Annotated in this window: 22 protein-coding genes; 13 read left to right on the forward strand and 9 right to left on the reverse strand. The window is 60.6% G+C overall.

Going from position 1 to position 25,919, the window contains the following annotated elements; all coding sequences use genetic code 11:
* Positions 1-25 precede the first annotated feature (25 nt).
* Together PMI18_RS20175 and PMI18_RS20170 are read right to left on the reverse strand one after the other, a co-directional pair.
* The gene (locus PMI18_RS20175) at positions 26-1,474 is read right to left on the reverse strand and encodes an aldehyde dehydrogenase family protein (protein WP_007898369.1); all 1,449 of its coding nucleotides are present in this window, start codon (positions 1,472-1,474) and stop codon (positions 26-28) included.
* Positions 1,471-3,108 (reverse strand): 5-guanidino-2-oxopentanoate decarboxylase, encoded by a 1,638-nt coding sequence (locus tag PMI18_RS20170; protein WP_007898371.1) that lies wholly within the window; start codon positions 3,106-3,108, stop codon positions 1,471-1,473. The genes PMI18_RS20175 and PMI18_RS20170 overlap by 4 nt, the downstream gene beginning before the upstream one ends.
* 159 nt (positions 3,109-3,267) lie before the next feature.
* Between PMI18_RS20170 and PMI18_RS20165 the strand changes: the two genes are divergently transcribed.
* Positions 3,268-4,149, forward strand: coding sequence for a LysR substrate-binding domain-containing protein (locus PMI18_RS20165; protein WP_007898384.1), 882 nt, complete (start codon positions 3,268-3,270; stop codon positions 4,147-4,149).
* Positions 4,150-4,278: 129 nt separating this feature from the next.
* Here the strand turns inward: PMI18_RS20165 and PMI18_RS20160 are convergent, their stop codons facing one another.
* Both PMI18_RS20160 and PMI18_RS20155 read right to left on the reverse strand, forming a co-directional pair.
* Positions 4,279-4,893 (reverse strand): NAD(P)-dependent oxidoreductase, encoded by a 615-nt coding sequence (locus PMI18_RS20160; protein ID WP_007898386.1) that lies wholly within the window; start codon positions 4,891-4,893, stop codon positions 4,279-4,281.
* A 209-nt stretch (positions 4,894-5,102) separates the two neighbouring features.
* Positions 5,103-5,984 carry an MBL fold metallo-hydrolase gene (locus PMI18_RS20155; RefSeq protein ID WP_007898388.1) on the reverse strand — a complete coding sequence of 294 codons (882 nt, stop codon included), beginning with the start codon at positions 5,982-5,984 and terminating at the stop codon, positions 5,103-5,105.
* A gap of 114 nt (positions 5,985-6,098) precedes the next feature.
* On the opposite strand from PMI18_RS20155, the gene PMI18_RS20150 reads away from it, so the two are divergent.
* Both PMI18_RS20150 and PMI18_RS31220 read left to right on the forward strand, forming a co-directional pair.
* The gene (locus PMI18_RS20150; RefSeq protein WP_202949737.1) at positions 6,099-7,004 is read left to right on the forward strand and encodes a LysR family transcriptional regulator; all 906 of its coding nucleotides are present in this window, start codon (positions 6,099-6,101) and stop codon (positions 7,002-7,004) included.
* Positions 7,005-7,221: 217 nt separating this feature from the next.
* Positions 7,222-7,398 (forward strand): hypothetical protein, encoded by a 177-nt coding sequence (locus PMI18_RS31220; protein ID WP_007898397.1) that lies wholly within the window; start codon positions 7,222-7,224, stop codon positions 7,396-7,398.
* Between the two features lie 162 nt (positions 7,399-7,560).
* Here PMI18_RS31220 and PMI18_RS20145 read toward each other — a convergent pair whose 3' ends face one another.
* Positions 7,561-8,466, reverse strand: a complete 906-nt coding sequence (locus tag PMI18_RS20145; protein WP_007898401.1) for a helix-turn-helix domain-containing protein — start codon at positions 8,464-8,466, stop codon at positions 7,561-7,563.
* Positions 8,467-8,645: 179 nt separating this feature from the next.
* Here PMI18_RS20145 and pobA point away from each other — a divergent pair, with 179 nt between their 5' ends.
* Complete coding sequence (gene pobA / locus PMI18_RS20140; protein ID WP_007898403.1) at positions 8,646-9,839, forward strand: 4-hydroxybenzoate 3-monooxygenase; 1,194 nt, start codon at positions 8,646-8,648, stop codon at positions 9,837-9,839.
* Between the two features lie 78 nt (positions 9,840-9,917).
* Entirely contained in the window at positions 9,918-11,435 is a 1,518-nt protein-coding gene (locus PMI18_RS20135; protein WP_007898405.1) for an MDR family MFS transporter, read from the forward strand.
* Positions 11,436-11,563: 128 nt separating this feature from the next.
* Here PMI18_RS20135 and PMI18_RS20130 read toward each other — a convergent pair whose 3' ends face one another.
* From PMI18_RS20130 to PMI18_RS20115, 4 genes are all read right to left on the reverse strand, one after another.
* Positions 11,564-12,412, reverse strand: coding sequence for a cache domain-containing protein (locus tag PMI18_RS20130; protein ID WP_007898407.1), 849 nt, complete (start codon positions 12,410-12,412; stop codon positions 11,564-11,566).
* 322 nt (positions 12,413-12,734) lie between these two features.
* Positions 12,735-13,601, reverse strand: coding sequence for a hypothetical protein (locus PMI18_RS20125; protein WP_007898412.1), 867 nt, complete (start codon positions 13,599-13,601; stop codon positions 12,735-12,737).
* A 116-nt stretch (positions 13,602-13,717) separates the two neighbouring features.
* Positions 13,718-14,710, reverse strand: coding sequence for an NAD-dependent epimerase/dehydratase family protein (locus PMI18_RS20120; protein ID WP_007898415.1), 993 nt, complete (start codon positions 14,708-14,710; stop codon positions 13,718-13,720).
* A gap of 96 nt (positions 14,711-14,806) precedes the next feature.
* On the reverse strand, positions 14,807-15,706 hold the full coding sequence (locus PMI18_RS20115) for a LysR family transcriptional regulator ArgP (protein WP_007898418.1): 900 nt from the start codon (positions 15,704-15,706) through the stop codon (positions 14,807-14,809).
* Positions 15,707-15,802: 96 nt separating this feature from the next.
* Here PMI18_RS20115 and PMI18_RS20110 point away from each other — a divergent pair, with 96 nt between their 5' ends.
* From PMI18_RS20110 to PMI18_RS20075, 8 genes are all read left to right on the forward strand, one after another.
* The gene (locus PMI18_RS20110) at positions 15,803-16,204 is read left to right on the forward strand and encodes an ACT domain-containing protein (protein ID WP_007898420.1); all 402 of its coding nucleotides are present in this window, start codon (positions 15,803-15,805) and stop codon (positions 16,202-16,204) included.
* 5 nt (positions 16,205-16,209) lie between these two features.
* A complete protein-coding gene (locus PMI18_RS20105) occupies positions 16,210-16,812 on the forward strand; it encodes a LysE/ArgO family amino acid transporter (protein ID WP_007898422.1) in 603 nt (200 codons plus the stop codon).
* A 176-nt stretch (positions 16,813-16,988) separates the two neighbouring features.
* Positions 16,989-17,585 carry a superoxide dismutase gene (locus tag PMI18_RS20100; RefSeq protein ID WP_007898423.1) on the forward strand — a complete coding sequence of 199 codons (597 nt, stop codon included), beginning with the start codon at positions 16,989-16,991 and terminating at the stop codon, positions 17,583-17,585.
* A 507-nt stretch (positions 17,586-18,092) separates the two neighbouring features.
* Complete coding sequence (locus PMI18_RS20095) at positions 18,093-20,141, forward strand: putative bifunctional diguanylate cyclase/phosphodiesterase (RefSeq protein ID WP_007898424.1); 2,049 nt, start codon at positions 18,093-18,095, stop codon at positions 20,139-20,141.
* 325 nt (positions 20,142-20,466) lie between these two features.
* Positions 20,467-21,810 (forward strand): imelysin family protein, encoded by a 1,344-nt coding sequence (locus tag PMI18_RS20090; protein WP_007898425.1) that lies wholly within the window; start codon positions 20,467-20,469, stop codon positions 21,808-21,810.
* A gap of 320 nt (positions 21,811-22,130) precedes the next feature.
* Positions 22,131-23,558, forward strand: coding sequence for a di-heme oxidoreductase family protein (locus tag PMI18_RS20085; RefSeq protein WP_007898426.1), 1,428 nt, complete (start codon positions 22,131-22,133; stop codon positions 23,556-23,558).
* Between the two features lie 27 nt (positions 23,559-23,585).
* The gene (locus tag PMI18_RS20080; RefSeq protein ID WP_007898427.1) at positions 23,586-24,650 is read left to right on the forward strand and encodes an imelysin family protein; all 1,065 of its coding nucleotides are present in this window, start codon (positions 23,586-23,588) and stop codon (positions 24,648-24,650) included.
* 14 nt (positions 24,651-24,664) lie between these two features.
* On the forward strand, positions 24,665-25,762 hold the full coding sequence (locus PMI18_RS20075; RefSeq protein ID WP_007898428.1) for a DUF1513 domain-containing protein: 1,098 nt from the start codon (positions 24,665-24,667) through the stop codon (positions 25,760-25,762).
* Positions 25,763-25,919: the final 157 nt, after the last annotated feature.

The following is a 25,919-nucleotide window of genomic DNA, read 5'->3' on the forward strand; positions in this document are numbered from 1 at the left end:
GCATGCGCTCACCTTTTTCGTGCTGTCAGACGGCCCGAATCACGTGTTTTATTTCCTGGAAAGCCTGCAAGCCCCACGGCCCCAGTTCGCGGCCGATGCTGCTCTGTTTGTAGCCACCCCAGGCGGTCTGCGGGAAGATCACTTGCGGCGCGTTGATCCACACAAGCCCCGCCTGCAAAGCGTTGGCGACCCGATCCGCGGCCTCGCTATCGCGAGTGACCACGCTGGCCACCAGGCCAAACAGGCTGTCGTTGGCCAGGGCAATCGCCTCGGCTTCAGTGCTGAAACTGCGTACGCAGATCACTGGGCCGAAAATCTCTTCGCACCACAGCGCACTGTCGAGGGGCACGTCGATGAAAAGGGTCGGCTGCAAAAAATAGCCGCGAGGCAGGTCTGCCGGACGATTACCGCCGCAGATCAGCTTTGCGCCCGCGCTCAAACCGCGATCGATGTGGCCCAGCACACGTTGGTATTGCGCCTGATTGACCAGTGCGCCCATTTCCACGTTCGGATCGAACGGGTCGGCCACGCGAATGGCTTCGGCGCGCGCCTTCAATCGCGCTACAAATTCTTCCGCCACCTCATCGGCAACCAGCACGCGGCTGGTGGCGGAACACATTTGCCCGGCGTTGAAGAAACCACCGCCACAGGCCACTTCCACGGCCAGTTCGATGTCGGCATCGGCGAGTACCAGCAGCGAAGATTTGCCGCCCAATTCCAGGCTCACACCCTTCACGGTTTCTGCCGCTCGCTGCATCACCTGCACGCCCACCGCGTTGCTGCCGGTGAAGGAAATCTTGGCGATGCGCGGATCAGCCGACAGCGGCGCACCAACAGCCAGGCCGGTCCCGCAGACCAGATTGAACACACCGTTTGGCAAACCGGCTTCGGCAATGATCGTCGCCAGCTCCAGCTCTGGCAGCGGCGTCACTTCCGACGGTTTAAGCACTACGCAGCAACCGGCGGCCAGGGCCGGGGCGAGTTTCCAGGCAGTGGTGACCATCGGGAAATTCCACGGCACGATCAGCCCCACCACACCGCACGGTTCGCGGCGCAAACGGGCGCTGAAATCATCGCTCGGCAACGCCACGGCGCTGTCTTGCTTCGCGTCCAGGCCTTCGGCCAGCTCGGCGTAATACTCGAAGGTGGCAATCACATCGTCGACGTCGATGGCCGCTTCGAACAGTGGTTTGCCGTTGTTGCTCGACTGCAATTTCATCAACTGCTCGCGACCGGCCTGCACGCCCGCGGCGATTCTGCGCAGGATCGCCCCGCGCTCGGCGCCGGTGGTTTTCGACCATTCCTTGAAAGCATGGGTCGCGGCTGTGACGGCCTGATCGACAGCGTGTTCGTCGCCGCCGTTAACGGTGGTCAACAGGGCTTCGGTCGCCGGGTTGATCACGCGCAAGTGTTCGTTGCCGGCGGCCCATTGGCCGTTGATGTACAGACCATCCAAAGTAGTTGGAAAACTCATTTTGACACCGCCTTCATCCACTGGGCCTGATCGATTTCAATCAGGGTCGGGCCCTGGCGATCGGTGGCAAGGCGCAATGCATCACGCAATCCGTCAACACTGCTGATCGCCTCGGCCGCACACCCCAGGGCCTTGGCCACTCCGATGAAATCGGGGGTGTAGATGTCCACGCCCACCGGTTCGATGGCGCGGTTGACCATGTATTTCTTGATCTCTTCGTAGCCCTGGTTATTCCACAGCAAGACGATCACCGGGGTGCGTGCTTCGACCGCGCTGGCCAATTCCGGCAAAGTGAATTGCAGGCCACCGTCGCCGATCAGGCACACCACCGGAGGGCGTGCGCCGCCTTCGACGCGGCCACCAAGCCAGGCACCAATCGCTGCTGGCAAGGCGTAACCGAGGGTGCCGTAACCGGTGGACGAGTTGAACCAGCGACGCGGGTGTTCCGGGTTGAAGGTCAGGTTGCCGGTGTACACCGGTTGGGTCGAATCGCCGACGAACACCGCGTTAGGCAATTCATGCAAAACAGTTTCCAGGAAGCGAGTCTGGGCCAGCGTCGGGGCGTCCCAAGATGCGGCCAACTCATCGCGCAAATGCGCGGCACGCACCTGACCCCAATCGTTGCGACGCTCGGCCAGCGACTTGTGGGACAGCGCACTCAGCAAGGCCTGAGCGGCGTTGCGCGAGTCGGCCACCAACGCGACTTTCGGCGGGTAATTACGCACGGTCTGGTCGGGGTCGATGTCCACGCGCAGCAGCACGCCAGGAATTTCGAAGCCACCGGCGAAGGTGATGTCGTAATCGGTTTCGGCCAGTTCGGTGCCGATGGCCAGCACCACGTCGGCCTCGGCGACCAGCGCGCGAGTGGCTACCAGGCTTTGGGTCGAACCGATCAGCAGCGGGTGGCGGGATTCGAGCATGCCCTTGGCATTGATGGTCAGGGCCACTGGCGCGTCCAGCAGTTCGGCCAGTTCAGTCAGCTCGGCCGCGGCATCGATGGCGCCGCCACCGGCGAGAATCAACGGGCGCTTGGCACCGGCCAGCCAGTCGGTCATGCGGCTGATCGCGCTGGGCGAAGCACCGGCGCGGTCGATGTTCACCGGCACGCTGGCGAGCAAGTCATCGGCCTCTTCGACCAGCACGTCCAACGGAATTTCGATGTGCACCGGACGTGGACGGCCAGCCTGGAACAACGCGAAGGCGCGAGCCAGGACGCCCGGCAATTCAGCCGCCGACATCAAGGTATGGGAGAACGCTGCCACGCCGCCGACCAGTGCGCTCTGGTTTGGCAGCTCATGCAGCTTGCCGCGACCGCCGCCCAATTGGCTGCGCGATTGCACGCTGGAAATCACCAGCATCGGGATCGAGTCGGCGTAAGCCTGGCCCATGGCGGTGGTGATGTTGGTCATGCCAGGGCCGGTGATGATGAAGCACACGCCCGGTTTGCCGCTGGTGCGAGCGTAACCGTCGGCCATGAAGCCGGCACCCTGTTCGTGACGCGGAGTGACGTGGTTGATGCTCGAACGGGCCAACCCGCGATACAGCTCCACGGTGTGCACCCCGGGAATGCCGAACACCTGCTCGACCCCGTAATCTTCGAGTAACTTGACCAATACTTCGCCGCACGTCGCCATGTCTTTGCCCTTTTTGTTCGTTTGAGACGCCGGGCCTGCGCAGTGTTTATGATGGGTTGGCAGGTCCAGGGATGGCCTCATTGGAACGGGCGACACGTAGCCGCAACAATGGATAAAAAGTCATACTAGCCATGTCCTCACGTCATACCTTGGATCCCAATGAAACGATTGCCTCCCCTGCCGGCGCTGCACACTTTTCTGATCACCGCGCAGTGCTGCAACTTCACCCGGGCCGCCGAACAACTGCACATCACCCAAGGCGCGGTGAGCCGGCAGATCGCCGGGCTGGAAGATCATCTGGGTTATGAGCTGTTCATTCGCCAGGCGCGAGGCTTGAGCCTGACCGCCGAAGGACGGGAGTGGCTGCCACGGGTGCAGCAGATTTTCGGCCTGATCGACGAGGCGGTGGAGCAGATCGGCGAGAAGCGCGAAACCCTGCAACTCAAGGCCCCGACGTGTGTGATGCGCTGGCTGTTGCCGCGGCTGTTGCAGTGGCAAAAAGAACGCCCGGATGTGCCGGTGGAATTGACCACCACGGTCAAACACGGCGTGGATTTTCATCGCGAGCAGTTCGATGCGGCGGTGATGTATGGCACGCCGCCGGACAACTCCCTGGCCTCCCAGCATCTGTTCGATGAACAACTGACGCCGGTGTGTTCCCGACCGATGCTTGAAGGGCCGATGGCCTTGCAGACACCGGCCGATCTGCAACAGCACTTGTTGCTGCACCCCACCCGCGATGAACGGGACTGGAACGCCTGGCTGAAGGCTGCGGATATTCGGCTGAGCAATGTCGGCAAAGGGCAGCATTTCGAAACCCTGGACCTGGCGATGTCGATGGCGTCTCAGGGAACAGGTGTAGCGATTGGCGATTGGTCGTTGATCGGCGATGACCTGAGTGCCGGACGGCTGGTCATGCCTTTTGATTTGAAGGTGAAAACCGGGCTGGCGTATTACCTGGTGTTCCCCGAGAAACCTGCGCCTTCGCCGAAATTACGCGAATTGATGGGGTGGTTGGTGGAGCAGGCTCAGAGCCGCTAAGAGATGCTCATAGATCGTTCCCACGCTCCGCGTGGGAATGCAGCCCGGGACGCTCCGCGTCCCTTCCAAAGCCGAACGCGGAGCGTCCGTTGAGGCATTCCCACGCAGAGCGTGGGAACGATCAGATGATCAATACCCGACAGTAAACCGCTGGCGGGAATGCTTCGGCGTTTGTACTTCATCAAGCAACGCAATGGCGAAGTCTGCAAAGGTAATCCAGCTGCGGCCCTGCGCACTCACCAGCAAGTCATCCTTGCCGATTCGAAACGTGCTCGTGCGCTCACCTTCGACGAACTCTGCCGACGGCGACAGGAAGGTCCAGTCCAGGTCCTGTTCCTGACGCAAGGTATTCAGGAACGCGGCACCGGCGCTGGCCTCGGCCTTGTATTCCTCCGGGAAACCTTCGCTGTCGATCACCCGAGAGCCATTCGGCAGCAACAGCGATCCGGCACCGCCGACCACCAGCAGACGCTTGACCCCGGCCTTCTTCACCGGCTCGATGACCGCGCTGGCGGGGATGGTGGAGAAGTGCGCTGCGCTAATCACCGCATCATGCCCGGCCACGGCGGCTTGCAATGCAGCAGCATCGAGCACGTCGACGTTTTTGCTCACGACACCGGCACGCGGGGCGATTTTCGAGGTGTCGCGGGCGATGGCAGTAACGCTGTGACCGCGACGCAGGGCTTCTTCCAACAGTTGGCTACCGGCACGACCGGTGGCACCGATGATTGCGATGTTGCTCATGACGTTTCTCCAGTTGGCGTGGGTGAATCTGTATAGGTGTGGCTCAGGGCTTTCTGTAGCGAGGGGGCAATTTAGACGCAGAACCTGTAGGAGCGAGGCTTGCCCGCGAAGAACGATGACGTGTAATACCTGAAAAACCACGGTGCATTCTTCGCGGGCAAGCCTCGCTCCTACAGGTTCTGCGTCGTCCCCCCTCGCATCTCAGCGGATTACCACTTCATCTCGCCCTTGGCGACTTTGGCGCTCAGCTCCAGCGAGCTTTCTTCACCCAGGGTCGGGTAGCGTTTTTTCATTGCGCCGATCAGTTCGGCAGCGTCTTTCGCCTTGGCGGTTTCTTCGTCGAAAGCCTTGATGTAATCGGCGGTGAACTGCACCGCCGGCAGAGAGCGAGCGCTCTCACCGAGGTAGTGACCTGGCACGATGGTGTTCGGCTTCAGCGCTTCGATCGCCTGCAGCGTCGTCAGCCAATCGGCATGGGATTGCGGGGTCTGGGTGTCAGCCATCCACACGTGAATGTTTTCGGCGACGACCACGCCACCGACCACAGCCTTGATCGACGGAATCCACACAAAGCTGCGATCCGGCTGCTTGCCGTCCAGGCCGATCACCTGCAATTTCTGCCCTTCCAGCATCAGGCTATCGCCCTTGAGCACCTGCGGCACGATGGTTTTGTTCGGCACGTCGGCGCCCATTTTCGGGCCCCAGAACGCCAGTTTGCCGTCGACGGTTTTTTTGATGTGATCAACAGTCGGTTGCGAGGCCAGCACTTTGGCTTTCGGGAACGCCTGGGTCACGGTATCGAGGCCGAAGTAGTAATCCGGGTCACCGTGGCTGATGTAGATGGTGGTCAGTTGCTTGCCGCTGGCGCGGATTTTTTCCACCACCTGTTCGGCCTGGGCTTTGCCGAATTGCGCGTCCACCAGAATCGCTTCCTTCTCGCCACTGACCAGTATCGAGGTCACCGGGAAGATCGCGTTGGTGCCGGGGTTGTAGACGTCCAGCGTCAAGGTGGACGCCGCCGCGGCGTGGGCCGCGAAGCCAAGCGTGGCAGTTGCCAGAAGAATGCGTTTGATTGAAGTGAAGCCGATCATCTGTTGCTCCGTAGTCCGAATGCCATGCTTGGCGATGGGACAGAGCTTAGTTGCCCGACTCGATACAAAAAATGCGATGCTTGAACATAGTTTGTTTCTGAAAGCGGGCAAATCATGGATCGTCTACAAGCAATGCGCGTGTTCGTTACGGTGGTGGACCTGGGCAGCCAATCGGCCGCCGCCGATCACCTGGACCTGTCACGGCCGGTGGTTTCACGCTATCTGGCGGAGCTGGAAGATTGGGTCGGCGCGCGCCTGATGCACCGCACCACACGCAAATTGAGCCTGACCGCCGCCGGTACGGAAATGCTGCCTCGCTGTCGGCAGATGCTCGAGTTGTCCACCGACATGCAAGCCGCCGTCAGCGAACCGGACGACGCACCGCGAGGCCTGCTGCGGATCAGCGTCAGCACCTCGTTCGGCCAGGCGCAACTGGCGGACGCCATGGCGGCTTACGTCAAACGTTACCCCGGCGTCAGCATCGATATGCAAATGCTCGACCGCACGGTGAACCTGGTGGATGAACGCATCGATCTGGCGATCCGCACCAGCAACGACCTGGACCCGAACCTGATCGCCCGACGACTGACGGTCTGCCGCTCGGTGATCTGCGCCTCCCCCGCTTACCTGAGCGAACACCCAATGCCGCAACGGGTCGAGGACCTGAGCCTGCACAACTGCCTGACCCACTCCTACTTCGGTAAAAGCCTCTGGCATTTCGAACAAGACGGCGAGCCCGTCTCCGTGCCGGTACAAGGCAACATCAGCGCCAACGAAGCCAGCACGCTGTTGCGCGCGACGATGGCCGGGGCCGGCGTGGCAATGCTGCCCAGTTACCAGGCCGGCGTGCATATCCACAGCGGCGAACTGATCCGCCTGCTGCCCCGGGCCGAGCCTCGGCAGATGAACATCTATGCGGTGTACGCCTCACGCAAACACATGCCGGCGGCGTTGCGCAGCATGCTGGATTTTTTGGTGCTCAGATTTCCGGAAGAACCGGAGTGGGATGTCGGGTTGTAAACACCTCCCCTGTGGGAGCTGGCTTGCCTGCGATGACGTCGTCACATCCAACAATGATGCTGACTGACAGTCCGCTATCGCTGGCAAGCCAGCTCCCACAGGGGACATCATCGTTCTGAATACCGGGTTACATACAAAACCGGTTTTGATGGCAACTCACCGGCGCTGACCTATGCTCAAAGCAGTACCGAAAGGTATTCGTTCAGAGGTCAACGCCATGAACATCAAAACAAAAAGATACCTCGCCATTTTCATCACTTGCGCGGCGACGCTGGCGCTGTATGGCACAGCCGCCTGGCGTGTCGAGCAGTTGCGACAACAGCCCCGTGACTTCGCGAGCTGCAACTTCGAGCGCTGCATTCCCCACAACGCGACCCTCAACGCCCTCCGGTAACGAACACCCTGTGGCGAGGGGGCTTGTCGGAATGCCGCATCACCCCGTTCGGCTGCGCAGCAGTCGCAATACTGGAGAATGCGGTGTATCTGTCAAATCGCGGTCGCTGGTTCGGGGGGCGGCTTCGCCACCCAACGGGGGCAAGCCCCCTCGCCACAGGGTTCAGGTCTCGTTATCGGCAGCGTCCTGATCGGCCTTCAAGCGGTCGCGAAAGGCCTTGGGCGAGATCCCCACGCGACGTCGGAACAGGCGTGTGAAGTTGGTCGGATCGGAAAACCCCAACACGTCGGACATTTCGTAAATGGTCATGCTGGTGTAGGTCAGCAAGCGCTTGGCCTCCAGCAATTGACGCTCATGCATGATCTGCAACGCCGGTTGCCCCGCCAGTTCACGGCACGTGCCGTTGAGGTGGGACACGGAAATCCCCAGCCGATGAGCCAGGTCCTCGACCTTGACGTGCTGGCGATAGGTTTCTTCCACCAGCTGAATAAAGCCGTTGAGGTATTCCCGAGCCCGCTGCGGACGCTGGGTGGCGGTTTGGCGCTGAATCACCTGGCGGCTGATCCACACCATAATCACGCTGACCAGCGAATGCATGAGCATTTCCCGCGCCGGTTGATGGCCGGTGTACTCGCTTTGCAGCGCTGAAAACAGGCTGTTGAGGTACTCGCTGTCCTTGCCCGCCGGGTAGCTTTCGGCCTGTGCCAGAGCGTTCACCGAATTGCCCAGCTGTGCTTGCAGGTGGGCGATCAGCGGCGCGGCCAGCGTGACGACGAAACCTTCGACGTCCTCGGAAAACCGATAACCATGCACCGATAACGGCGGCAGAATCAGGATTGCCGGCTCAGTCAATTGTGAGCGCTTACCTTCAATCTCAAGCTCTGCCTGACCTTTGAAAACGAAGAGTAACTGACACAAATCGGCGTGGCGGTGGGGTTTGATTTCCCATTGATGTTCGCGGCTGCGTTTGGAAATGGTTTCACAGTGCAGCAAGTCAGGGGTCGGCCAGTCCAGGCTTTCACCGTAGAGTTTGAACACCGGAATCGATGGCAGGTCAGGCTTGTTCATCACTTCAATCCAGGCCTCGAGGGTAACGGGGCGATAATCGCACCGATTGGCAGAATGTACAGGTATCGGCTCAGTTTTCCCCTTCAATTGACAGACTCGCAAGTGAAAAATGCAAGTACTCGATCCATAAAAATCATTCACCGGCCTTGGTCGTGTGGAGCTTGCGAGTCATAAAAACAATGAAAACACTGAAAACCCAAGTCGCGATCATCGGTGCCGGCCCCTCTGGTCTGCTACTCGGCCAATTGCTGCATAACGCCGGCATCGACACCCTGATCATCGAACGCCAGACCCCGGACTATGTGCTCGGACGCATCCGCGCCGGTGTCCTCGAACAAGGCATGGTAGAGCTGTTGCGTCAGGCCGGGGTGGGTCAGCGCATGGACGCCGAAGGGCTGGTGCATGCAGGCTTCGAACTGGCCCTCGACGGGCGCCGGGTACACATCGATCTGCAGGCGCTGACGGGCGGCAAAACCGTAACGATCTATGGCCAGACCGAAGTCACCCGCGACCTGATGGCCGCTCGTCGGGACGCCGGTGCACAGACGATCTACGAAGCCAGCAATGTCGTCCCCCACGGCATGAAAACCGCTGAACCCTTTGTCACCTTCGACAAGAACGGCGAAACGTATCGACTCGATTGTGACTACATCGCCGGTTGCGACGGTTTCCATGGCGTGGCGCGGCAGTCGATCCCTGCCGACTGCCTGAAGGTATTCGAGCGGGTTTATCCGTTCGGCTGGCTGGGGATTCTCGCTGACACGCCGCCGGTGCACGAAGAGTTGGTCTATGCGCGGCATGAACGGGGTTTTGCGCTGTGCAGTATGCGTTCGCCGACACGTACCCGTTATTACCTCCAGGTACCGGCCCAGGACAAAGTCGAGGATTGGTCTGACCAACGCTTCTGGGAGGAACTCAAATCCCGTCTGCCAGCCGCCCTCGCCGACACGCTGGTGACCGGCCCCTCGATCGAAAAAAGCATCGCGCCGCTGCGCAGTTTCGTGGTCGAACCGATGCAGTACGGGCGGATGTTCCTGGTCGGTGACGCCGCCCACATCGTCCCGCCCACCGGTGCCAAGGGCCTGAACCTGGCGGCCAGCGACGTCAGTACGTTGTTTAATATTCTGCTGAAGGTTTACCGCGAAGGGCGTGTGGATTTGCTGGAGAAGTATTCCGAGGTTTGCTTGCGGCGGGTGTGGAAAGCCGAGCGGTTTTCCTGGTGGATGACCTCGATGTTGCATCGCTTCGACGAGCACGACGCGTTCAGCCAGCGCATCAGCGAATCGGAGCTGGCCTATTTCGTGGACTCCGAGGCGGGCCGAAAAACCATCGCCGAAAATTACGTTGGCCTTCCATACGAGGCTATCGAATAGCCTGCTACCGACTTACACTGGCGAGCATCCCGCTCGCCTTGCCTGCTGCGGGCCTATTACTGCCCGCAGGTTTTACCCGTGACCAATCTCAACCAGCCTGAAACGCCCAAACCGGCCATTCGCAGCGTCCTGATCGCCCTGATGCTGGCGATTTTTCTGGGCGCGCTGGACCAGACCATCGTCGCTGTATCGATGCCGGCCATCTCCGCGCAGTTCAAGGATGTCAGCCTGCTGGCCTGGGTGATTTCCGGGTACATGGTGGCGATGACCGTGGCGGTGCCGATTTACGGCAAACTCGGCGACCTGTATGGGCGCCGCAAGTTGATGCTGTTCGGCATGGGGGTGTTCACCCTGGCGTCGTTGTTCTGCGGCATGGCGCAGAGCATGGAGCAACTGGTGCTGGCGCGGATTCTTCAGGGCATCGGCGCCGGCGGGATGATTTCGGTGAGCCAGGCAATCATCGGCGACATCGTTCCACCCCGCGAACGCGGTCGCTATCAGGGTTACTTCAGCAGCATGTACGCGGTGGCCAGCGTGGCCGGCCCGGTGCTCGGTGGCTACATGACCGAATACCTGTCCTGGCGCTGGGTATTTCTGATCAACCTTCCATTGGGCCTGGGTGCCTGGCTGGTGGCCCAACGTACGCTGGTGGGTTTGCCCGTGCCGCAGCGCAAGCCGATCATCGATTACTTCGGCACATTGCTGATGATCATCGGCCTGACGGCGTTGTTGCTGGGCATCACTCAGGTCGGCCAGGGCCATTCGTGGCGCAGCGCCGAAGTATCGGCCTTGCTCGGTTGTGCGGTGGTGGTGCTGGCGCTGTTCGTCTGGCATGAACGGCGGGCGCGGGAACCGTTGCTGCCGATGCACTTGTTCGCCAACCGCAGTGCGATTTTTTGCTGGTGCACGATTTTCTTCACCAGTTTCCAGGCGATTTCCTTGATCGTGCTGATGCCGCTGCGCTTTCAGAGCGTCACCGGCGCCGGGGCTGACAGCGCCGCGCTGCACCTGTTGCCGCTGGCCATGGGTTTGCCGATAGGCGCGTACTTTGCCGGACGCCAGACCTCGGTGAGCGGTCGCTATAAACCGATGATCCTGACTGGCGCCTTGCTGATGCCGTTCTCGATTCTCGGCATGGCGTTCAGTGCGCCTCAGGCGTTTGTGCTGAGCAGTCTGTTCATGTTGCTCAGTGGTATCGCCAGCGGCATGCAGTTCCCCACATCATTGGTGGGCACGCAAAACTCGGTGGAACAACGGGACATCGGCGTCGCCACCAGCACCACCAATCTGTTCCGCTCTCTGGGCGGGGCAGTGGGTGTGGCGTTAATGTCGGCGCTGCTGCTGGCGTTGTTGCAGGATTCGAGTTTCGCGCACCTGGCCGGCTCGTCGCTGATGGCCGAGGGCAGTTCGGGGAATGTCTTGCTGGACGGTTTGAACGGTGCGCCGGGGGATGCGCAAAACGCTTTGCGCGCTGAGTTGCTGCTGACCTTCCGGCATTTGCTGATGGTTAGCGCGGCGGTGTCATTGCTGGGGCTGGCGGCGGCGATTGCCATGCCCAATAGAGTGTTGCGGGGGCGGGAGGACAAGGTTCGCTAACCCCTCCGACCGATCGTTCCCACGCTCTGCGTGGGAATGCAGCCCGGGACGCTCTGCGTCCCATTGGAACGCGGAGCGTCCCTTGAGGCATTCCCACGCAGAGCGTTGGAACGATCAATGTCTACCCTTCAAGGGCTGTAATACCCCACCGCCACCAGAAAATGCCCGACCTTTTTCAGGTAGGCATGCTTGTCTTCGACCTTGCCGGTCACCGGGTTTTTCCAGCGGTACTCGTATTCGCCGTCATCCTGTTTGGCCATCAGCGCCAGAATAGGCTCGCCCACCGGTTTGCCTTCCGGGTCCTTGATCTTGCCGAAGTCGGTATTGATCAGTCGCAGGTTGGTGCCGTGGGCGACATAGCGCTGGGTATCCTGGTCGACGACAAACACGTACAGGTCATCCTGCAAGTAACCGCCCTTGAGGGAGTTGATCGCTGTGAGCGTGCCCTTCTCGTTTTTAGCCAGATCGACCGCTGCTTTATCGAGCAACGCTTGCGCCTGTTGCGGCGAGGCCCGTGGCAGGTAGTAACCGACCGCCAGAATCCGCTGGCCGATGCGCTGATAGAACACATGCTTGCGTTCAACCTTACCGTCGGCCCAGTTCTGCCAGCGGTATTCGGCCTGCTGAATGCCGTTGCCCTCCGGCACTTTCAAGGCGTCCTTGAAGGCTTTCTGTACATCCGGCCCGAGTACCTCGGACACATCGCGGCCGATCAACGCCGAAGATGGCCCGCCGCTGGCGAGCATCACGCCCTTGGTATCGACCACGAAGACATAACGATCCTTGTCGACAAACTCGCCCTGACGGCTGAACGCCGCAAAAGCCTTGTCACCCTGCTCGTGGTAATAGGCCAGGGCTTTTTCCAGCAAGGCTTTGGCGGCCTGGCTGTCAGCCTTTTCCGTCGTGGCGGCATGAACCGGCCCCAGGCACAGCAAAAGCATCCCGCCCAGCCAGGCCAGCTTGTGAAGAACCCCCATGGCGCATTCCCCCGTTCTTGTTAGTGTTTCAAGAGCGTAGACGGCTTGGGGCTATGTATGAATATTCAGGAAACGGTGGGGAGGTCTGTGCTTTGAAGGGCTTTGTGTGGCGAGGCGCTTTTCTGTGGCGAGGGAGCATGCTCCCGCTGGGTGGCGCAGCCGCCCCAAACCCATTCACCACAATTCTTCAGGTAATCCGCGGTGCCTGATTTGCGACTGCTGCGCAGCCGAACGGGAGCAAGCTCCCTCGCCACAGCAAGCCCCCTCGCCACAGAAGCCCCCTCGCCACAAAAGCCCCATTCCTCATCACTGCATCAGTCAATCAAGGCCGGGTGCGCAGCTGCTGCTGCAGATTCTGAATCTGCGCCTGCAGGGTGTTGATGTTGCGGGTGACCTGGCTGCGGAAGGCGTCGAACTCGGCGGTGTTGGTGCCACCTTGTGCGGCGGCCGGGCGGTTGTCCTGCTGGCTTTTGAGCACGATCATGTCTTGCTCCAGGCGCTCGATGGCGGCGCTCGGGTTGCCTTGCCTCTTCAGCGCGGTAATGTCGGCACCCAGGCTTTTGAGCTGGGCATCGATTTGGCTGCTATCGGCCGACGCGTTCTTCAACGCGGCCAGTTCGCCGCTCAAGGCTTTGACCTGGGCCTGCAACTGAGCATTGGCGGTTTGTTGTTCGGTGGCTTGCGCGGTCATTTGCGCCAGGCGTTTGTCCAGTTCGGAGGTCTGACCAAGTACGCCTTGCTGCTGTTTGCTCTGGTCCTGAAGCTTGCTTTCCAGCTGCTTGCTCTGGTCCTGGAGTTTGCCTTCGAGCTGTTTGATTTGCAGCTTCAACGCTTCACTGCCGGTGTTGACGTTGGACTGGCTGGCCACGACCTTGCCGGAAATGTCCTGCAAGCGCCCCGCCGCTTCCTCACTGATGCGCGCGAAACTTTCCTGGGTCGCCACCAGTTGCTGTTCCATCAGCGAGATCTGCTGAAAACTCCACCAAGCAAGGCCGGCGAAGGCAAAGAACAACGCGCCGACCAATGCCCACAAAGGGCCGGTGCTCGGGCCTTTGACCTTGACCACCGGTGTGGTGCGCGAATGCACGGAAGTGCGAGCGGTGGTCGGAAAATCATCGTCATCGAGGCTGCTGGCGCGCAGGCTCGGGACATCGTCGAAGTCGTCGTTGGCATCGTTACGCATGGGCATTAGGGTCAACCTTTGTGGAACGCGGTGATGGCTTGATGCGGCGAAGTATAACCCCCGCTGCCGCACCGGTTGACCCTGAACCCCGAACTCGGTTCAGTCAGGGCCACCCTTGTGTGTCAGCGAATGTCCTGAGCCTTCCACCAGCCGCAGAATTCATCAAGGGCGGTCCAGAGGCTGACTTTCGGATCGTAGTCCAGATAATGGCGTGCGCGGCTGATGTCCAGGGTGAAGTTTTTGTTCATGACCTGCATGCCCAGCCGCGACAGGGTCGGCTCGGGACGACCGGGCCACAGCTTGCACACACCCTCGTTGAGCGCGGCAAGGCTGTAGGCCAAACCGTAGGAACGGTAGCGGGTAACCTGTGGGACATCCATTTGGCGCATCACGTAATTGACCACATCCCACAACGGAACCGGCGCTCCGTTGCTGATGTTGTAGGCCTTGCCCAGGGCCGAACCGCTGGCCAGCAAGCTGCTGAGCAACGCTTCATTGAGGTTTTGCACGCTGGTGAAATCGACCTTGTTCAGGCCATTGCCAATAATCGCCAACCGCCCTTTGCGCTGCATTTTCAGCAATCTCGGGAAAATGCTCATGTCGCCGGCGCCCGTCACGAAACGCGGGCGCAGGGCCAGGGTTTCGAGACCGAATTCCTGCGCACCGAAGACTTTTTGCTCGGCCAGGTATTTGGTCGCGGCGTAGGGATGTTTGAAGCGCTTGGGCACTTGCTCTTCGGTCAACCCCAGATGATCACGACCATCGAAATAGATCGACGGCGACGACAAGTGCACCAAGCGCCGAACCCGCTGTTTCAGACAGGCCTCGACCACGTTCTCGGTGACCTCGACGTTGCCTTGATGAAAGTCCTGATAGCGCCCCCACAAACCCACCGCGCCGGCGCAATGGACCACGGCTTCGACGTCTGAACACAGGTCGCGCGCCAGTTGCGGGTCGCTCAAATCGCCCTGAATGAACTCGGCGCCACGGCGCACCAGATGCTCGACGCTCTCGGCCCGGCGACCGTTGACCCGCACGTCCAGGCCCTGCTCCAGGGCGAAACGCGCAAAGCGCCCGCCAATGAAGCCGCTTGCGCCGGTGACCAGAATCTTCATGAATTGCTCCTACAGATGCAGCTACAAGCTTCAAGCTACGAGCTGCAAGTTAAAACCGGTGGGCAAGCTCTTCACTTGCCGCTCGCAGCTTGACGCTTACCGCTGCTCTAAGGGCACCAGCCATTGCTTCGACGAGTGCACCAATTGGTCGGTGAGTAACCCCAACAGCTGACCGCCATTGCGCCAATGATGCCAGTACAGCGGCACATCGATCGGCTTATCTGGCAAAAGCTCCACCAATTGACCGCGCTCCAGCTGCTCGCGCACCTGCAGCTCAGGCACCAGGCCCCAGCCAAGCCCCGCTTCCGTAAGGCGAAGAAACCCTTCGGACGATGGGCATAAATGGTGTTCGAAACCGCCATCCACACCGAGGGAGGCGAGGTAGCGATGCTGGAGGAAATCATCCGGGCCAAACACCAGCGCCGGGGTTTTGGCCAACTGATCGGCGCGCACACCTTCGGGAAAATGCCGGGCAATGAACGCCGGGCTCGCCATCGCACGGTAACGCATCGCCCCCAACAGCACGCTGCGCGCACCGGCCACCGGCCGTTCACTGGCACAGAGACACCCCGCCACTTCGCCTGCGCGCATGCGTTTAAGGCCGACGGTCTGGTCTTCTACCACCAAGTCGAGCAACAGATGTTGTTCCGCGCAAAAGTCCCCCACCGCCTCGGCCCACCAGGTGGCAAGGCTGTCGGCATTCAGGGCGATACGCAGGCGTTCCGGCAGGCCTTCTTCGTCCAGCGCCGGGACCAACGTCTGGAGATCGCGCTCAAGCAATCGCACTTGCTGCACATGGTTAAGCAAGCGCCGGCCAATCTCCGTCGGCGCCGGAGGTGTGACCCGTACCAGCACCGGTTGGCCGACCCGTGCCTCCAGCAGTTTGATGCGCTGGGAGATCGCCGATTGGGACAAACCCAGCACCTGCGCGGCGCGTTCGAATCCGGCCTGCTCGATGACGGCGGCGAGCGCGGAAAGCAACTTGTAGTCGAACATCAGTTTTCCTAATGAGCGATCATGACTATTGGTTTTTCTTATACAGCGTTCAACCGGAGAATGGCCAGCAAGAACTCTTGAACAAGGATCACCTACATGGCTGGCGAAACGTCATTGGCAACCCTGCTACGCAGCATGAGCCCGCAACTCAACGACGGCGAGTATGTGTTCTGCACCTTGCGCGACGGCAAGTTGCCCGCCGGCCTTGAGATTGTCGGCAGTTTTCGTGAACGGGAAGGCCTGACGGTAATTCTGCAACGTTCCCACGCCGAGAAGGCCGGTTTCAGCTTCGACTACGTCGCCGCCTGGATCACCTTGAACGTGCACTCGGCCCTCGAAGCCGTCGGCCTGACTGCCGCGTTCGCCACGGCGCTGGGCCAGGCCGGCATCAGTTGCAACGTGATCGCCGGGTATTACCACGATCATTTGTTCGTCGGCCAAGCCGATGCCGAACGCGCCCTGCAAGTACTGCGGGATCTGGCGACCAACGCGGAGTAAAACGAATGTGGCAAAGCTATGTGAACGGCCTGTTGGTGGCCGTGGGGCTGATCATGGCGATCGGCACCCAGAATGCGTTTGTGCTGGCGCAGAGCCTTCGGCGTGAACATCACCTGCCGGTGGCGGCACTCTGCGTGACCTGCGATGCGCTGCTGGTGGCCGCCGGAGTGTTCGGGCTGGCGACGGTGCTGGCGCAAAACCCGACCCTGCTGGCCATCGCCCGCTGGGGAGGCGCGGCGTTTTTGCTGTGGTATGGCAGCCTGGCGTTGCGCAGGGCCTGTTCGAAACAAAGCCTGCAACAGGGTGAAAATCAGACCGTACGCTCGCTACGGGCAGTGCTGCTCAGTGCGTTGGCGGTGACGTTGCTCAACCCGCACGTTTATCTGGACACCGTGTTGCTGATCGGTTCTCTCGGCGCACAACAAACCGAGCCCGGTGCTTATGTAGTGGGTGCGGCCAGTGCGTCATTGCTGTGGTTTTTTACTTTGGCCCTTGGCGCGGCATGGCTGGCGCCGTGGCTGGCACGGCCAAGCACCTGGCGAATCCTCGACCTGTTGGTCGCCGTCATGATGTTCAGCGTAGCGTTCCAGTTAATCAGCGCCGGGTGATTTATTCCAAAAGGCTCTGGAACCTCTATTCCACACAGTTGTTGCGTGGTTATGCCGCACCCCCGGTGCTATGATCCGATCCCTGCGCCGCAAAGAGTACAAACTCCCCGGCGCATGTCTGGCCGCCCGTGATCGGCCTTGCGCTCACCGCAACTGACCTGATTAGGAGAATCATCATGGCTTTCGAATTGCCGCCGCTGCCTTACGCACACGATGCCCTGCAGCCGCACATTTCAGAGGAAACTCTGCAGTATCACCACGACAAGCACCACAACACCTACGTCGTGAACCTGAACAACCTGGTGCCAGGCACCGAGTTCGAAGGCAAGACCCTGGAAGAAATCGTCAAGACTTCCTCGGGCGGTATCTTCAACAACGCCGCTCAGGTCTGGAACCACACGTTCTACTGGAACTGCCTGGCGCCAAACGCCGGCGGTCAACCAACCGGCGCGCTGGCTGATGCCATCAACGCAGCGTTCGGTTCGTTCGACAAGTTCAAGGAAGAGTTCAGCAAAACCTCCATCGGCACCTTCGGTTCCGGTTGGGGCTGGCTGGTGAAAAAGGCTGACGGTTCCCTGGCCCTGGCCAGCACCATCGGCGCCGGCAACCCGCTGACCAGCGGCGACACCCCGCTGCTGACCTGCGACGTCTGGGAACACGCTTACTACATCGACTACCGCAACCTTCGTCCGAAGTACGTCGAAGCGTTCTGGAACCTGGTCAACTGGAAGTTCGTGGCTGAGCAGTTCGAAGGTAAAACCTTCACCGCTTAAGCTTCGCGCCAGTCAAGAAACCCGGCTTTTGCCGGGTTTTTTATGGGCTGGGGAAATGGGTACATTCCTGCAGCCGCCTTCGCGGGCAAGCCTCGCTCCTACAGGGGGCATTGAATCTGGGAACGTCGATGATCCTGTAGGAGCGAGGCTTGCCCGCGAAGAACGATAACGCGGTCTATGCCGGATCGACGTTATCCAGCGCCCGGCTTACCGCCAGCTCCACCAGCATGATGACCTGCTGAATCACAACCACGAGTAGCATTCGCCCTCTTGCCCCCACATCACAGCCGTCTAACATCAACCACAAGGAAAAATTGTCCCGTTCCCCTCAAGTTGCGGGCCTCAACAACCGACACAGTGCTAATAGGGCAAATACTCCAAACAACAGCCTATCGGCCAAGCTACCGGCAAAATCCCCTGGGTTGGATTGTCCCTTTGACTGACATCACCGGATTGCCAATACTCACGGCAACTTGACGCTACCCGCACGGAACAAGGAATAACCCTTTGAAGCTGGAACTCAAGAACAGCTTGTCGGTGAAGTTGCTCCGGGTCGTGCTCCTGTCGGCATTGATCGTCGGCGTGGTCTTGAGCTGCGCGCAGATCGTTTTCGATGCCTATAAAACACGCCAGGCCGTGGCCAATGATGCTCAGCGCATCCTCGATATGTTCCGTGACCCCTCGACCCAGGCCGTCTACAGCCTGGACCGGGAAATGGGCATGCAGGTGATCGAAGGCCTGTTTCAGGACGACGCCGTGCGCATGGCCTCCATCGGCCACCCTCATGAAGCCATGCTGGCGCAAAAAACCCGTGAGTTGCAGCACTCCAACAGCCGCTGGCTGACCGATCTGATCCTCGGCCAGGAACGCACCTTCACCACCCAACTGGTGGGTCGCGGGCCCTACAGTGAGTACTACGGCGACCTGAGCATTACTCTCGACACCGCCACCTACGGCAAGGGCTTCATTGTCAGCTCGGTGATCATCTTCATCTCTGGCGTATTGCGCGCCCTCGCCATGGCCCTGGTGCTGTATCTGGTCTATCACTGGCTGCTGACCAAACCGCTGTCGCGGATTATCGAACATCTGACCGAAATCAACCCAGACCGGCCCAGCGCCCACAAGATTCCGCAGCTCAAGGGTCATGAGAAAAACGAGTTGGGCGTCTGGATCAACACCGCCAACCAGTTGCTCGAATCCATTGAGCGCAACACTCACCTGCGCCACGAAGCGGAAAACAGCCTGCTGCGCATGGCTCAGTACGACTTCCTCACCGGTTTGCCGAACCGCCAGCAATTACAGCAACAACTGGACAAAATCCTCGTCGACGCCGGTAAATTGCAGCGTCGGGTTGCGGTGCTGTGTGTCGGGCTCGATGATTTCAAAGGCATCAACGAACAGTTCAGTTATCAGGCCGGTGACCAATTGCTGCTGGCCCTGGCCGATCGACTGCGGGCCCATAGCGGTCGCCTCGGCGCCCTCGCCCGCTTGGGTGGCGACCAGTTCGCACTGGTTCAGGCAGACATCGAACAACCCTATGAAGCGGCCGAACTGGCCCAAAGCATTCTGGATGATCTGGAAGCGGCGTTCGCCCTCGATCATCAGGAAATCCGCCTGCGCGCCACCATCGGCATCACCCTGTTCCCCGAGGACGGTGACAGCACCGAGAAGTTGCTGCAAAAAGCCGAGCAGACCATGACCCTGGCCAAGACTCGCTCGCGCAACCGCTATCAGTTCTATATCGCCAGCGTCGACACGGAAATGCGGCGGCGCCGCGAGCTGGAAAAAGATTTGCGCGATGCCTTGATCCGCGACCAGTTCTACTTGGTCTACCAGCCGCAGATCAGCTACCGCGATCATCGCGTGGTGGGCGTCGAGGCGTTGATTCGCTGGCAACATCCCGAACACGGGCTAGTGCCGCCAGACCTGTTCATCCCGCTGGCCGAGCAGAACGGCACCATCATCGCTATCGGCGAATGGGTGCTGGATCAGGCCTGCAAACAATTGCGCGAATGGCACGATCAGGGTTTCGACCTGCGCATGGCGGTGAATCTGTCCACCGTGCAATTGCACCACGCCGAGTTGCCGCGGGTGGTCAATAACCTGCTGCAGATGTACCGCTTGCCACCGCGTAGCCTGGAACTGGAAGTCACCGAAACCGGACTGATGGAAGACATCAGTACCGCCGCCCAGCACTTGTTGAGCCTGCGCCGCTCCGGCGCGCTGATCGCCATCGACGACTTCGGCACCGGTTATTCGTCATTGAGCTATCTGAAAAGCCTGCCGCTGGACAAGATCAAGATCGACAAGAGCTTCGTTCAGGACCTGCTCGATGACGACGACGATGCGACCATCGTTCGCGCCATCATCCAGCTGGGCAAGAGCCTGGGCATGCAGGTGATTGCCGAAGGTGTGGAAACCGCCGAGCAAGAGGCCTACATCATCTCCGAAGGCTGCCACGAAGGTCAGGGCTATCACTACAGCAAACCGCTGCCGGCACGGGAATTGAGTGCCTACCTCAAGCAAGCCCAACGCAGTAACGCGGCCATCCTCTGAAACAGCCTTTGAAGGAACTGGCTAAACCCTGTGGCGAGGGAGCTTGCTCCCGCTCGGCTGCGCAGCAGTCGCAATCAGGTTGACGCGATACTTCTGGCAGAACCGGGTTGCAGAATTTGGGACAGCTTCGCCGTCCAGCGGGAGCAAGCTCCCTCGCCACAGAGATCTGCCAGCTGTTACAGATCATTCTGTTGGCATTCAGCCGCGTGAATAAGAAATATTTACAGGAACAACCCTTTACACATAATGCGAAAGATTTGCATTATGTCGCAGTTTTGCGCGCCCTCCACGCGCGTCCATCAATCACCGAAGCAGGATGTTCGCCATGATTCGTATGCCTCTGGCTACCGCCAGTCTGCTGGCCATCGCTATTTCCCTCGCCGGTTGCGGCGAAGGCAAAGACAAGGCTGCCGCTCCACAAGCGCCGACCCCGGCCGCCAACACCGCTGCCCCGGCTGCGCCTGCTGCTACCGGTAAAGTCGATGAAGCCGCCGCCAAGGCTGTGGTCGCGCACTACGCCGACATCGTCTTCGCCGTTTACAGCGATGCCGAATCCACCGCGAAAACCCTGCAAACCGCCGTCGACGCATTCCTCGCCAAGCCGAACGCCGACACACTGAAAGCCGCCAAGGCTGCCTGGGTCGCGGCCCGCGTGCCTTACCTGCAGAGCGAAGTGTTCCGCTTCGGCAACACCATCATCGACGACTGGGAAGGTCAGGTGAACGCCTGGCCACTGGACGAAGGCCTGATCGACTACGTCGACAAATCCTACGAACACGCACTGGGTAACCCGGGCGCCACCGCCAACATCATCGCCAACACTAACGTTCAGGTCGGCGAAGACAAGGTCGATGTGAAAGACATCACTCCGGAAAAACTCGCCAGCCTGAACGAGCTGGGCGGTTCCGAGGCCAACGTTGCCACTGGCTACCACGCCATCGAATTCCTGCTCTGGGGCCAGGACCTGAACGGCACCGGCCCTGGCGCCGGCAACCGTCCGGCTTCCGACTACCTGGAAGGCAAAGGCGCTACCGGCGGTCACAACGATCGTCGTCGCGCTTACCTGAAATCCGTGACCCAACTGCTGGTCAACGACCTGCAAGAAATGGTTGGTAACTGGAAGCCGAACGTGGCTGACAACTACCGCGCCACCCTGGAAGCGGAACCGGCTGAAACCGGCCTGCGCAAAATGCTGTTCGGCATGGGCAGCCTGTCCTTGGGCGAACTGGCGGGCGAGCGCATGAAGGTTTCCCTGGAAGCCAACTCCCCGGAAGACGAACACGACTGCTTCAGCGACAACACCCACAACTCGCAGTTCTACGATGCCAAAGGCGTGCGTAACGTGTACCTGGGCGAATACACCCGTGTCGATGGCAGCAAAATGACCGGTGCGAGCCTGTCGTCGCTGGTCGCCAAAGCCGACCCGGCGGCCGACACCGCGCTGAAAGCCGACCTGGCGGCTACCGAAGCCAAGATGCAGGTCATCGTCGATCACGCCAACAAGGGTGAGCACTACGACCAACTGATCGCTGCGGGCAACACGGCTGGCAACCAGATCGTGCGCGACGCCATCGCTTCGCTGGTCAAGCAGACCGGTTCGATCGAAGCCGCCGCTGGCAAACTGGGCATCAGCGACCTGAACCCGGACAACGCTGATCACGAGTTCTGATCAACGCTGGCTGAGTGAATACAAAGGCGACCTTCGGGTCGCCTTTGTCCCTGCCAAACTCCATCCTTGTAGGAGCGAGGCTTGCCCGCGAAGACGGTGTCACATCCAACATCATTGGTGACAGACACACCGCTTTCGCGGGCAAGCCTCGCTCCTACAGCGAAGGCGGCGTCACATTCAACATCGTTGGTGACTGTCACACTGCTTTCGCGAGCAAGCTTCGCTCCTACAAATTGAAGCAAACGATAATTCCTCTTATTCAAACTCCCCTGCCCTGTTAGACTTTGCGCCCTTGTTTTGCTCGTCTTGCAGGATGTCCGATGCCCTCGCTGCCTCTTCGCTTTTCTGCACTGCTGCTGGCCCTGGGCCTGAGTGCCTGCGATGACGCCCCGCGTTTTACCCAGGCCGAACCCGGTGAGGCCCGCTCCGGCGGCAGCGCAACGGTGCGCAAGACCGATCAGAACGCATTCTCCCTGCCGTCCGCCAATCTACCGCCGTCACGGCGCGTCGATTTCAGTGTCGGCAACAGTTTCTTTCGCAGCCCTTGGGTGATCGCGCCGTCAACCACCACCGCCCGCGATGGCCTTGGTCCGTTGTTCAATACCAACGCCTGCCAGAACTGCCACATCAAGGACGGTCGCGGTCACCCGCCCGCGCCCGATGCGCCGAATGCGGTGTCGATGCTGGTGCGTCTGTCGATCCCTGATGCGCCGGCCTATGCCAAAATCATCGAACAAGTGGGCGTGGTGCCAGAGCCGGTCTACGGCGGGCAGTTCCAGGACATGTCGGTGCCCGGCGTCGTTCCGGAAGGCAAGGTGCGCGTCGATTACACAGCGGTCCCGGTGCGGTTCAAGGACGGCAGCGAAATCGAGTTGCGTAAGCCGACCTTGCAGATGACCCAGCTCGGCTACGGCCCGATGCACCCCGACACGCGTTTCTCGGCGCGCATCGCACCGCCGATGATTGGCCTGGGCTTGCTTGAGGCGATCCCCGACGAGGCCATCCTGGCTAACGCCGAGGCCCAGGCTCGGGAGAAGAACGGCATCGCCGGACGACCGAACCGGGTCTGGGATGACGCGCAGCAGAAAACCGTCCTCGGGCGATTTGGCTGGAAGGCCGGGCAACCGAACCTCAATCAACAAAACGTTCACGCGTTCTCTGGTGATATGGGCCTCACGACCAGCCTGAGACCCGTTGATGACTGCACCGATGCGCAAACCGCTTGCAAGCAGGCGCCCAACGGCAATGGCCCAGATGGCGAGCCGGAAGTCAGCGACAACATTCTGCGTCTGGTGCTGTTCTATAGCCGTAACCTCGCGGTGCCGGCCCGTCGCGATGTCGGCGCGCCGCAAGTGCTGGCCGGCAAGAATCTGTTTTTCCAGGCGGGATGCCAGTCCTGCCACACCCCGAAATACACCACCGCCGCCAACGCCGCGGAACCTGAATTGGCCAATCAAGTGATTCGCCCTTACAGCGACCTGCTGCTGCATGACATGGGCGACGGCCTGGCCGACAACCGCACCGAGTTCCAGGCCAGCGGCCGCGATTGGCGCACGCCGCCGTTGTGGGGCATCGGCCTGACGCAGACGGTCAACGGCCACACCCAGTTTTTGCATGACGGCCGCGCCCGCAATCTGCTTGAAGCCGTGCTCTGGCATGGCGGCGAGGCACAGGCGGCGCAGCAACAGGTTTTGTCTTTCAATGCCGAGCAGCGTGCGGCGTTGCTGGCGTTTTTGAATTCCCTTTAATACGTTTTCCTTCAGCGGGAGCCCGACATGTTCCGTCCCAAATTGTTGTTCACCAGCCTTGCCGCCCTCGCCTTGGGCGCCTGTTCGCCCCAGGATCCGCAAGCGGTCACGTCGGCGGCCATCGCCAAGCAAGTCATCCTGCCGACCTACAGCCGCTGGGTCGAAGCCGACCGTCAATTGGCGGTCAGCGCCCTGGCGTTCTGCCAAGGCAAGGAAAACCTCGAAACCGCCCGCGCCGACTTCCTGCACGCGCAGAAAGCCTGGGCCGAGTTGCAACCGCTGCTGATCGGGCCGTTGGCCGAGGGCAACCGTTCGTGGCAAGTGCAGTTCTGGCCGGACAAGAAGAACCTCGTCGGCCGTCAGGTCGAGCAATTAGTGACCGCGCAGCCGCAGATCGATGCCGCCGCCCTGACCAAGTCCAGCGTTGTGGTGCAAGGCCTCTCGGCCTATGAATACATTCTGTTCGACAGCAAGATCGACATGGCTGACAGCGCGCAGAAAGCCAAATACTGCCCGCTGTTGACTGCCATTGGCGAACGTCAGAAGCAACTGGCCGAAGAGATCCTGTCGCGCTGGAACACCAACGACGGCATGCTCGCGCAGATGAGCAAATTCCCGAACCAGCGCTACGCCGACTCCCACGAGGCGATCGCCGATCTGCTGCGCGTGCAGGTCACCGCGCTGGACACCCTGAAGAAAAAACTCGGCACGCCGATGGGCCGTCAGAGCAAGGGCTCGCCGCAGCCGTTCCAGGCCGATGCCTGGCGTAGCCAATCGTCGCTGCAAGGCCTGCAAGCGAGCCTGAGCGCGGCGCAAACGGTCTGGGTCGGTGTCGACAACAAAGGCCTGCGCGGTCTGTTGCCGAGCGAGCAGAAACCCTTGGCCGACAAGATCGATGGGGCCTACGCAGCGTCCCTGAAACTGTTCGCCAGCAACCAACGCTCGCTGACCGACATGCTCACTGACGATGCCGGGCGCCAGCAGCTCAACGCCATCTACGACAGCCTCAACGTTGTCCATCGCCTGCACGAAGGCGAACTGGCCAAGGCGCTGGGCATCCAACTGGGCTTCAACGCCAACGACGGTGACTGATGAGGGCAAGTGCCATGCTGCGACGCCAGGCTCTGACGTTAGGGAGTTTGCTGCTGGGTGCGGTGACACTGGGCGGCTGGACGCTGTTCAAGCAAAAGGACAAAAGCCCGCTGTTGCTCTCGGCGCGGGACGACGGTGACGGCAAGCATTACGCCGTCGGTTATCGGCTGGATGGCACCCGGGTGTTTGCCACCCAGGTCGGCCAGCGGTGCCACGACATCATCAACCACCCGACGCTGCCGATAGCGCTATTCGTCGCTCGGCGTCCGGGCACCGAGAGTTACCTGATCGACCTGCGCGACGGCACGTTACTGCAAACCGTGGTCTCGCAGCCGAACCGGCACTTCTACGGTCACGCAGTGATTCACCACAGCGGCGACTGGCTGTACGCCACCGAAAACGACACCACCGACCCGGGCCGTGGCCTGCTCGGTGTGTATAAGTTCGAAGGTGAGCGACTTATCCACAGCGGCGAGCTTTCCACCCATGGCGTGGGCCCGCATCAGGTGTCGTGGATGCCCGACGGCGAGACGCTGATTGTGGCCAACGGCGGCATTCGCACCGAGGCCGAAAGCCGGGTCGAGATGAACCTCAACGCGATGGAGCCGAGCCTGGTTTTAATGCGGCGCGATGGCACTTTGTTGAGCAAGGAAACACTGGCCCAGCAAATGAACAGCGTGCGGCACTTGGGCGTCGCCAGCGATGGCACCATCGTCGCCGGTCAGCAGTTCATGGGCGCCGCTCATGAATCATCGGAGCTGCTGGCGATCAAACGTCCCGGCCAACCGTTCGTGGCGTTCCCGGTGCCCGAGCATCAATTGCAGGCCATGGGGCATTACACCGCCAGCGTCGCCGTGCACAGCGAATTGCGTCTGGTCGCCCTGACCGCGCCGCGAGGCAACCGCTTTTTTATCTGGGACCTGGACAGCGGTGAAGTACGCCTGGATGCGCCACTTCCCGACTGCGCCGGCGTCGGCGCCGTGGCCGATGGTTTTGTCGTGACCTCCGGCCAAGGACGCTGCCGCTACTACGATTGCCGCCAGACAACCCTGGTTGCAAAACCTCTGGAGTTGCCTGCCGGGCTCTGGGATAACCATCTTCATCTCATCTGATCTCACCCGCCCTTGTAGGAGCGAGGCTTGCTCGCGAAAGCGATGTATCAGTCGGTATTTGCGCTGACTGGCACACCGCTTTCGCGAGCAAGCTTCGCTCCTACAGGTTTTGTACTCGCTTGTAAAAAGTGGCAGTTGGATTCACTGCCACACTCGG

Source organism: Pseudomonas sp. GM102, assembly GCF_000282555.1.
Lineage (GTDB): Bacteria > Pseudomonadota > Gammaproteobacteria > Pseudomonadales > Pseudomonadaceae > Aquipseudomonas.

Excerpts from the sequence above, each read along its gene's own strand:
- PMI18_RS20175 (WP_007898369.1), bottom strand. The coding sequence starts at position 1,474 with ATGAGTTTTCCAACTACTTTGGATGGTCTGTACATCAACGGCCAATGG.
- PMI18_RS20170 (WP_007898371.1), bottom strand. The coding sequence starts at position 3,108 with ATGGCGACGTGCGGCGAAGTATTGGTCAAGTTACTCGAAGATTACGGG.
- PMI18_RS20165 (WP_007898384.1), top strand. The coding sequence starts at position 3,268 with ATGAAACGATTGCCTCCCCTGCCGGCGCTGCACACTTTTCTGATCACC.
- PMI18_RS20160 (WP_007898386.1), bottom strand. The coding sequence starts at position 4,893 with ATGAGCAACATCGCAATCATCGGTGCCACCGGTCGTGCCGGTAGCCAA.
- PMI18_RS20155 (WP_007898388.1), bottom strand. The coding sequence starts at position 5,984 with ATGATCGGCTTCACTTCAATCAAACGCATTCTTCTGGCAACTGCCACG.
- PMI18_RS20150 (WP_202949737.1), top strand. The coding sequence starts at position 6,099 with ATGGATCGTCTACAAGCAATGCGCGTGTTCGTTACGGTGGTGGACCTG.
- PMI18_RS31220 (WP_007898397.1), top strand. The coding sequence starts at position 7,222 with ATGAACATCAAAACAAAAAGATACCTCGCCATTTTCATCACTTGCGCG.
- PMI18_RS20145 (WP_007898401.1), bottom strand. The coding sequence starts at position 8,466 with ATGAACAAGCCTGACCTGCCATCGATTCCGGTGTTCAAACTCTACGGT.
- pobA (WP_007898403.1), top strand. The coding sequence starts at position 8,646 with ATGAAAACACTGAAAACCCAAGTCGCGATCATCGGTGCCGGCCCCTCT.
- PMI18_RS20130 (WP_007898407.1), bottom strand. The coding sequence starts at position 12,412 with ATGGGGGTTCTTCACAAGCTGGCCTGGCTGGGCGGGATGCTTTTGCTG.
- PMI18_RS20125 (WP_007898412.1), bottom strand. The coding sequence starts at position 13,601 with ATGCCCATGCGTAACGATGCCAACGACGACTTCGACGATGTCCCGAGC.
- PMI18_RS20120 (WP_007898415.1), bottom strand. The coding sequence starts at position 14,710 with ATGAAGATTCTGGTCACCGGCGCAAGCGGCTTCATTGGCGGGCGCTTT.
- PMI18_RS20115 (WP_007898418.1), bottom strand. The coding sequence starts at position 15,706 with ATGTTCGACTACAAGTTGCTTTCCGCGCTCGCCGCCGTCATCGAGCAG.
- PMI18_RS20110 (WP_007898420.1), top strand. The coding sequence starts at position 15,803 with ATGGCTGGCGAAACGTCATTGGCAACCCTGCTACGCAGCATGAGCCCG.
- PMI18_RS20105 (WP_007898422.1), top strand. The coding sequence starts at position 16,210 with ATGTGGCAAAGCTATGTGAACGGCCTGTTGGTGGCCGTGGGGCTGATC.
- PMI18_RS20100 (WP_007898423.1), top strand. The coding sequence starts at position 16,989 with ATGGCTTTCGAATTGCCGCCGCTGCCTTACGCACACGATGCCCTGCAG.
- PMI18_RS20090 (WP_007898425.1), top strand. The coding sequence starts at position 20,467 with ATGATTCGTATGCCTCTGGCTACCGCCAGTCTGCTGGCCATCGCTATT.
- PMI18_RS20085 (WP_007898426.1), top strand. The coding sequence starts at position 22,131 with ATGCCCTCGCTGCCTCTTCGCTTTTCTGCACTGCTGCTGGCCCTGGGC.
- PMI18_RS20080 (WP_007898427.1), top strand. The coding sequence starts at position 23,586 with ATGTTCCGTCCCAAATTGTTGTTCACCAGCCTTGCCGCCCTCGCCTTG.
- PMI18_RS20075 (WP_007898428.1), top strand. The coding sequence starts at position 24,665 with ATGCTGCGACGCCAGGCTCTGACGTTAGGGAGTTTGCTGCTGGGTGCG.